Raw genomic sequence first — 8,348 nt, forward strand, 5'->3', positions numbered from 1 at the left:
TTGAAAAAGCGGGCCCGATTGATATCAATCAGCGTAAATTCAAGCTCAGCATCGGCTTGTTTTTTGATCAGAATGTTGCCGCCTGCCAGATCACGGAAGAACACTCCACGACCGTGCAGCTCTAACAGAAACTGACTGAGTTGCTGATATAGCTGGTCTTCGCTGACACCTTGATATTCTGTAGCACCTTCATTAAACGCAGTGAGGATGTCTCTGGCTGAGAAATCGTGTTCAACTAAATCGCACAGATAATAATTGTCGGTCAGTGTTTTATCATCGGCCCGTTCAAAATAAGCGATTGGCAGTCCGGTCGGAATGCCTCGGCGTAATAATTCAGCTGCTGCATTCCAGCTGCGTCGGGATTTGCATGGCTTGAATTTATCCAATAACAATTTATGCGGCGGCATACGTAATGGTTTTTTGATGACAATCGGTTTGTCTAAAATATTATCTAGCCGCCAGATAACATTACGGGCTTTGCGTAAGGTGTTTGCTTCGGTTGCTTCAGGTAAATAGGCTGGATGCAGCTTTTGCTTCAGTGCAGCAGCATGTTCGGCATTTTCAGCAATTAATAAACCTTTCCAGCCATCCTGTTCAAACTCATACAAGTTCTTGCCGGGTGCATGACGATAAACTGAAACGCGTTCACGCGCATTCGGGCTGGATTTAAGTTCAATTTTTGCGCCGGCCGGCCAGCACAGAAAAACCGGTGTTTCGGTAACAAACTCGGGTTTCTCAACCGCAATTTCTCCGTCCCGAGTGATGACTTCAACATTTTCAAGTTGTGCCGGAGCATATAAAGCATGCATTGGCATAGCCTGACCATTGGCCGTCCATAGCACGTGAATTAATTTGTCTTTGCTGCGGAAAGCATGGACTTCAATGGCTTCGGCTGTGGCGAGTGGAATCTCGTACAGACTGCCCGGTATCAGCCGATTAAAATTTTTCATGGCATAAAAAGCCGGACGCGTCCGAAAATCCTGGCGCTGTCCAAGCACGGATCGGTAATGTGTAATTCTCTCCAGCTCAGGATAAGTCTCATAACCATCATCAATCAGACCTTCGCGGTGGCAGATGAATGGGCCCCAATAGGCTTGCTGCATTGCTCCGGACGCGGCAAGCAAGGTCAGGTAACGACTCAGATAGTCCGCTTGTTTCTCTTCACCATTGACCAATACCCGGCGGATACGCGGCAATGTCCAGAACGCTGCTGGCGAAATAAATTCCTTAACGCCAAAATCGTCGCTGATTTTTTTTAATATTCTTGCTTTTTTAACCAGGTTCACTTTCAGCCGCATGGCTAATTTGGTACCAAAAATACGGTGGTCAAAGCGTTCCGGTTCGGTGACACGTTCACTGAAGAGATTATTCGTATGAATATCCGGTAATTGATTCTCACGACGCAGACGCGTCAGTACCGCAATGTTGTGCAGCGGTTCAAAGTCAGAAATATTTGGACCAGCCAGTTTTATATTACGGGATTTGATTTCTTCAAACGCAATGCGCCAGGCATTAAAAAAACTCTCGGTGTCATAGCCAGCCCAACGACGACGATTGCTGGTGGAACCGACCTCAATAGCACTGACTCTTGAACCAAATCGACTGGCCACTGTTTGTACAAAATCACGCCAGCGTAGCTGTGCGCTACCCGTTTTCATTTGCTGGGCTTCGCTAAAAGGCTGCACTAAATGTAGTAACACCTTGATGTCGGTTGCCAGCAGGCGTTCCAGTAAACGCGTGACTGGACCGCCTTCATCACCGTATGTGTAGTCAAGACGAACCTGTTTAATTTCTAATTCAGTCAGTCTTTGCAGGATATAGTCATCGACGGCCGGATCGTCGGAAGTGGTTACACCGACGCCAACAAAATCTACCGGAACAATATGTTTAGCTTTGGGTAAATGACCGTCAGGTAAAGCCAAACGGCCTGCAAATACATAACGCAAAGCATTGCCCAGTGAATTTGCGTCCATTAATGGGCCATTTTCAATCTTGTTTTGCGAGTTGTCCGACGTGCTCATAAAAAATCCGAAAGTTCATGCCCGGTAGTGGGCTATTTGAGGCAAAGAAAAGGTCTTAATTCAGAGGTGAAGTTTAATGCGTTATGCTGTTGGAAAATACATTTAATACCACCACACCAACTAAAATCATTGAAATTCCAATGATGGCTGCTGTATCGAGTTTTTGACCAAATACAATCCAGCCGATTAATGCTATCAACACAACGCCGATGCCTGCCCAGATAGCATAGGCAATGCCCACTGGAATAACTTTTAACGACAGGGCTAAAAAATAAAAGGCAACACTATAACCGAGGATAACAGCTATTGATGGCCAAAATCGGGTAAATCCTTCCGAAGCTTTAAGAAAGCTGGTGCCAAATACTTCAGCAATAATAGCGATACTTAATAGTAACCATTTAGACATCAGGAAGACTCAGTTGTAAGAGAAAAACAGGCTGATAGCCAACAAGCTGCCTAACAAAGCAACAATTAAACTTATCACTGCCCCCCATTGTGTCCTGTAACCTTCCGGAAACTCTGATTCCCCAAGCGTTTTTAATACTCGTTGAAACTGCCTGGCTGCATAGACTGTTGTAAAACTGCCAAGCATGATAAATGCGATGCCAATAAGAAATGTGAGGGTGGTATTAAGATGCTCCTCACCGTTCGATAATACCTCAATCAACAAGCCGGAACGTTCGATTAAAAATCCGAACATAATAAAGGTCAGTCCGGTGCGGTTCCATGCCAGTAAGGTACGTTCGGCGGCAAATAAAACGCGTGGATCCTGAAGGTAGGACATAGACTAAACTGCCCTGGCTTTACGTTTTCTCAGGTAGCTTTTGAGCTTGGCGCTTAGCTTGTGGAAGAAACGATGTTTGTTGCCAGCGGCTTCACTCGTCAGGAAATTAATTTGAATGGAACGACGAGTACCTTCAAAACTTGGATAGCCATGCCAGCAGTTATCAGTGACTTTAAACGCGACTAATGAGCCGGGACCAGGAATGATTTCATCAACAAAATCTTCCATATCATTGGCATTATTCAAAATCCGTAACCGGCCCGTGGTTGCATCCCATGTCTCATTCAGATAAATGAGAATGGTCACCAGCTTGGTTTTTGAATCGGTATGAATACGCCCGTCTTTCTGTCTTGAGTAGCCACGAAGTGTCATCATCATCGGCAGACTCATTACCTGAACATCAAATTTCTCACAAATAAGTTGCCTGAAGTCAGGGCTGTCGATGGAATCCAGGAATGCCTTGAAATCCGGTTTAACCGATACATCATCTACATTAAAGCTACCGCCATCATCAATGTTTGGAAAATCCTCAAGAATCCCCTTCAGCGCTTCCGGGCGGATCGATCGTTCCACCTTAAAGAATGGGAAGGGAGCCGTGTTGACAGGAGCGGCCCTTAAGGCCTGCAGATCCAGTACTGAGTTCATATGGTGTTCTCGATAATGCATAGTAAGGAACGTATAAGCACAATATGATAATACAAAATGACTTGCCAATCTGATTGCAAGCCAGAATATCCCTAAGAAAAATATATGCCAAGGGGATAAGATAAGTTTTGCTGCAACCCCATAGTTGTTGCTATGGTCACTACTAAAATAATTAATAGATCCAAGCTATGCAGGAGAGAAAAATGACCAAGTGGAATGAAGGCATTGTAGTGGAAAACAAACAATGGACAACCACTTTGCATTCACTGAGAGTCGATGCCGAAATTGAAGCATTTGAGGCTGGACAGTTCACTCGCCTGGCACTGGATATCGATGGCGAAGAGATCAGTCGGCCATTTTCACTGGTGAATGCGCCAGGCGAGCGGCCGCTGGATTTTTACTTTATCGAAGTGCCGGGTGGAGTGTTGTCCGCAAAACTGGCCAATCTTAAAGCGGGGGATACCATTAAGATAGCTCCCAAGGCTTCGGGGTTATTAACCTTGAAGCAGTTACCGCCGGCAAAAAAATTATTTTTACTGGCAACCGGTACCGGCATTGGTCCTTTTTTATCCATTATTAAAACGTCTGAAATCTGGCAGCAATTTGAACGGGTAACGCTGGTTCATGCCGTGCGTTACATGGAAGAGCTGACCTATCAGCAAACCGTTCGTAATATCGCCGAAAACTATACCCATCAGTTCAGCTATATTCCTATGGTCAGTCGCGAGCCATGCGATTATGCGATTCCCGGTCGTATACCGGAAGCCATTATGAACAATAAGCTGGAACTTCGTGCTGGCGGACGGATGGATACTGACAGTCACGTGATGCTGTGTGGGAATCCGGATATGGTGCAGGACACAATGAATGTATTAACAAAACGTGGATTGAAGAAACATAGTCGTCGGGATCCCGGGCATATCAGTATCGAAAAATACTGGTAGACAGTATCGCTACTTGTTACAGTCAGAACGGGGCAAAATGACAGAGTATTTGAACCATACATTCAGTGAATGAGTCACAAATGGCATAGCAATTGCTCATCATCAATGATGAGATGAATTCTCTGGAAATACCATCAAAGCGCATTGCAAATTGCACTAAAAAGTCACATTGTGACCTGACTAAAGTTTTAAAACGGATCACCAAACAATTTTGTTGCTCGGTCCAAAACAGGGGAGGGCTCATGTCAGATGTCTGGCAAGACACCATCACCACAGCTGAAACCATACGCCGTGAATTCCATGCTCATCCGGAAATGGGCTGGCAGGAACATCGTACTGCACAACGTATTCGCGAGATTCTCAGTTCACTGAATATTGCCTGGCGCAGCTGCGCCGGTACCGGAACGGTAGGTATTCTTAATCCCACGGGCACGGCAGCGCCTCATATTGCCCTGCGTGGTGATATGGATGCCTTACCCATTCATGAAGCGACGTTAAAAGCCTGGAGTTCAATGAATGAAGGCTGTATGCATGCTTGTGGTCATGACGGGCATACCGCAACCTTGTTAGCGGCAGCCAAATGGCTCGAGTATCACGAAGCAGAATTAAAAGGTCCTGTCAGTCTGATTTTCCAGCCAGCCGAAGAAGGTGGTCATGGCGCAAGAGAAATGATTAAGGACGGTGCGCTTGATGGCGTTGATGAAATATATGGCTGGCATAACTGGCCTGCTATACCATTCGGCCAAATGTTATGCCCCGATACTTTGGTTATGTGTGGTAATGGCACGTTTAAAATCACCCTGCATGGACAAGGAGGTCATGCCAGTCAGCCGGAGTTATGTCGTGATCCGGTGTTAGCGGCCAGTGCTATCACCCTTAATCTGCAACAGATCATCAGTCGACGTCTGGCACCCCAGCAAGCTGCGGTGATCAGTGTCACTTCCATTGAAGCCCCCAGTGCACCAACGGTTATCCCGCAACATGCTGTGATGGGGGGCAGTATTCGGGTTCCGGACAGAAAGACTCGCGATGAGATCAATCAATTGATTACCGAAATCAGTCAGCAAACGGCTATGAGCTATGGCGTGGTCGCTGAAGTTGAAATAATGCCACGTTATGACGCCACCATTAATCATCCGCTTCAATCTACGCAAATGCGTCGGTTATGGCAGGAAATAAATGGGGCAGATTCGCTGGATTTTGTCACAACTTTACCCATCATGGCTTCAGAGGATTTCAGTTATTACCTGCAACATATTCCCGGTGCATTTGCATTGATTGGCAGTGATGACGGTCCTGATCATCAGGCGCCATGCCATAGCCCCCATTATGACTTTAACGATCGCCTGATTCCGGCGGTCACACGATTGTTTTCGCGCCTGGTTGGAGTGGGCGCACCTGTTCCGGAGGAACTGCCATAAATCGTCCGTAAGACGTTTCAAGAGGAAATTTAAATGAGTATATTTGAAGAAAGAGAGTCTGAGATCCGCGCCTATTGTCGAGTTTATCCAGTGGTGTTCGATACCGCGATCAATGCGAGGCAGACTGATGAAAACGGCAAGGAGTACATCGATTTTTTTGCCGGCGCCGGTGTATTGAATTTTGGTCATAACAATCAACGCATGACCAAAGCGGTGGTGGATTACATTCAATCCAACGGTGTAACACATAGTCTTGATATGCATACCACTGCCAAACGGCAGTTTATGCAGCACTTCACCGATACCATTCTGAAACCTCGCAATATGCCTCATAAAATGCAGTTTATGGGGCCAACGGGTACCAATGCCGTAGAGGCTGCGATGAAACTGGCCAGAAGGGTCACCGGACGTCAGGATGTTGTCGCCTTCAGCCACGGTTTTCATGGCATGACTTTAGGTGCCTTGAGTGCCACTGCTAACCAATATTTCCGTAATGCGGCCGGTGTGCCACTGAACCATGTCAAACACTTTGCCTTTGGTTGTGACAAAGCATGTCCGGGTTGTGATTTGGGCTGTGGTATGAAGAGTATTAAACAGTTACAGGCTATCTATGCTGATAGCTCCAGTGGTATTGCTCCACCAGCAGCATTTCTGCTGGAAACCATACAGGCTGAAGGCGGGGTTAAAGTCGCCTCTAAGGAATGGTTGCAGGCACTGGAAACATTGGCAAAAGAAGTGGGCGCTTTACTTATTGTCGATGATATTCAGGTGGGTGTCGGTCGTACCGGTTCGTTTTTCAGCTTCGACGATCTGGGAATAGATCCGGACATTATTTGCCTGGCCAAAGGCATTGGCGGTATGGGAACGCCAATGGCGATGAATCTGGTTAAACCAGAACTCGACAAGCATTGGTCACCCGGCGAACACACCGGTACTTTCCGTGGCCAGGATATTTCTTTTGTGGCCGGTGATCAGGCGTTGACCTATTTTGATGATGATGTGTTAATGAAAGAAGTCAGAGAAAACGGCCACTTAATGGCTGAAGCCATAGCCCCACTGGCTGCAAGGTATTCAGATGTGAATATCACCGGTAAAGGCATGATTCTGGGACTGGATGTTGGAAATGGTGATCGAGCCAAAGCCATTGTCAATCAGTGTTTTGATGCCGGATTAATGATTGCCAGCTGTGGCACGGGTGGGCGAGTGGTTAAACTGATACCACCATTAACCATACCTGAGGCGGATTTACAGACGGGTCTGGATATCCTGGTGAAAGTGACCGAAAAAGTCATGCAAATGGAGGAAGCGGCATGAGACAGCGTGATGATATGACTTTCCCTTTTGAAGAATACGAACGACGACTGCGTGAATTACGCGAACGTATTGCCGAAAGGCATATGGATGCCGTGGTGATTTCCGATCCGGAAAACATTATGTATCTGACGGATTATCAGACCACCGGTTATTCCTTCTTTCAGGCGCTGGTGGTACCGCTGGAAGATGAACCGTTCATGATTACCCGTAAACTGGAAGAGTCCAATGTAATTCATCGGACCTGGGTGGAAATTACCCGGCCCTATCCGGATACCGGTGATGCGATTCAGATGCTGGTTGATGCGTTGCGTGAATTTGGTCTGGATAAAAAACGCATTGGTTATGAGCGTAATAGCTACTTCTTTCCGGCCTATCATCAGGATTGCATTCATACCACGCTTACGGATGGCAAATTGCTGGATTGTTTTGGCATTGTCGAAGAAGGTCGGGTCTGCAAATCACCGATGGAAATTGCGTTAATGCAAAATGCGGCCAGAGCCACTGAAGCTGGCATGCAAGCCGGTATTGACGCCGTGCAGGCCGGTGTCACTGAAAATGAAATTGGTGCCGCAATCAGTGCTGCCATGTTCAAAGCGGGTGGTGAACCGCCAGCCGTTATGCCGTATGTGACTTCGGGGCCGCGAACCATGATTGGTCATGCCACCTGGGAAGGTCGGATTGTACAACCCGGTGAACATGTATTTCTGGAAGTAGGTGGCTGCTATCGTCGTTATCACACCGCGATGATGCGTACCATTGTTCTAGGAGCACTGAGTCCATCAATGTACAAGGCTCAGGAAATCATGAAAATGGCTTTGGATGCAGTACATAAAAACTTCCAACCCGGAATGACAGTGTCAGATGCTGACAATATGATCCGCAATATTATTACCAAAAATGATATCGGTGCGAGGCTGGTCACCCGTTCGGGATACTCAATTGGCATAGCTTTCCCCCCCAGCTGGGATGAAGGCTATATCGTCAGTCTCAAACAAGGCGAATCGGCGGTACTTAAACCCGGCATGACGTTTCATATCATTCCATGGATGTGGGGTGTTGATGGCGATAAAACCTGTGGAATTTCTGACACCATCCACATTACTGAAGATGGTTGTGAGTCGTTTTTTACCATGGATCGCGATTTTGTGGTGAAAGCCGATCAGGGTAAACAAAAGCTTATTTCGGTGGATCAAAGTTCTAAAAGCGAAGCAAAAGCCGA

General features: G+C 46.7%; 8 protein-coding genes. 4 read left to right on the forward strand and 4 right to left on the reverse strand.

The annotated features are described in order from the left end of the window. The 4 genes from B3O33_RS09745 to B3O33_RS09760 all read right to left on the reverse strand — a co-directional run. On the reverse strand, nt 1-2,021 hold a 2,021-nt coding region (locus B3O33_RS09745; protein ID WP_292363508.1), incomplete at its 3' end, for a lipopolysaccharide kinase InaA family protein. Between the two features lie 73 nt (nt 2,022-2,094). Continuing rightward, nucleotides 2,095-2,427, reverse strand: a complete 333-nt coding sequence (locus tag B3O33_RS09750; protein ID WP_292361558.1) for a DMT family transporter — start codon at nt 2,425-2,427, stop codon at nt 2,095-2,097. A 9-nt stretch (nt 2,428-2,436) separates the two neighbouring features. Beyond that, entirely contained in the window at nt 2,437-2,805 is a 369-nt protein-coding gene (locus tag B3O33_RS09755) for a YidH family protein (protein ID WP_292361559.1), read from the reverse strand. Between the two features lie 3 nt (nt 2,806-2,808). Then, entirely contained in the window at nt 2,809-3,450 is a 642-nt protein-coding gene (locus B3O33_RS09760) for a 2OG-Fe(II) oxygenase (protein WP_292361560.1), read from the reverse strand. A gap of 203 nt (nt 3,451-3,653) precedes the next feature. On the opposite strand from B3O33_RS09760, the gene B3O33_RS09765 reads away from it, so the two are divergent. The 4 genes from B3O33_RS09765 to doeA all read left to right on the forward strand — a co-directional run. Further along, nucleotides 3,654-4,394, forward strand: a complete 741-nt coding sequence (locus B3O33_RS09765) for a ferredoxin--NADP reductase (RefSeq protein WP_292361561.1) — start codon at nt 3,654-3,656, stop codon at nt 4,392-4,394. A 242-nt stretch (nt 4,395-4,636) separates the two neighbouring features. Then, nucleotides 4,637-5,815, forward strand: coding sequence for a N(2)-acetyl-L-2,4-diaminobutanoate deacetylase DoeB2 (doeB2, locus tag B3O33_RS09770; protein WP_292361562.1), 1,179 nt, complete (start codon nt 4,637-4,639; stop codon nt 5,813-5,815). Between the two features lie 33 nt (nt 5,816-5,848). Next, the gene (locus B3O33_RS09775; protein WP_292361563.1) at nt 5,849-7,129 is read left to right on the forward strand and encodes an aspartate aminotransferase family protein; all 1,281 of its coding nucleotides are present in this window, start codon (nt 5,849-5,851) and stop codon (nt 7,127-7,129) included. Then, nucleotides 7,126-8,348: ectoine hydrolase (doeA, locus tag B3O33_RS09780; RefSeq protein WP_292363509.1), on the forward strand; the 1,223-nt coding region annotated here is incomplete at its 3' end. The genes B3O33_RS09775 and doeA, both read left to right, overlap by 4 nt.

Origin of the sequence: Methylophaga sp. UBA1464 (assembly GCF_002325665.1) — a bacterium.
GTDB lineage: Bacteria > Pseudomonadota > Gammaproteobacteria > Nitrosococcales > Methylophagaceae > Methylophaga.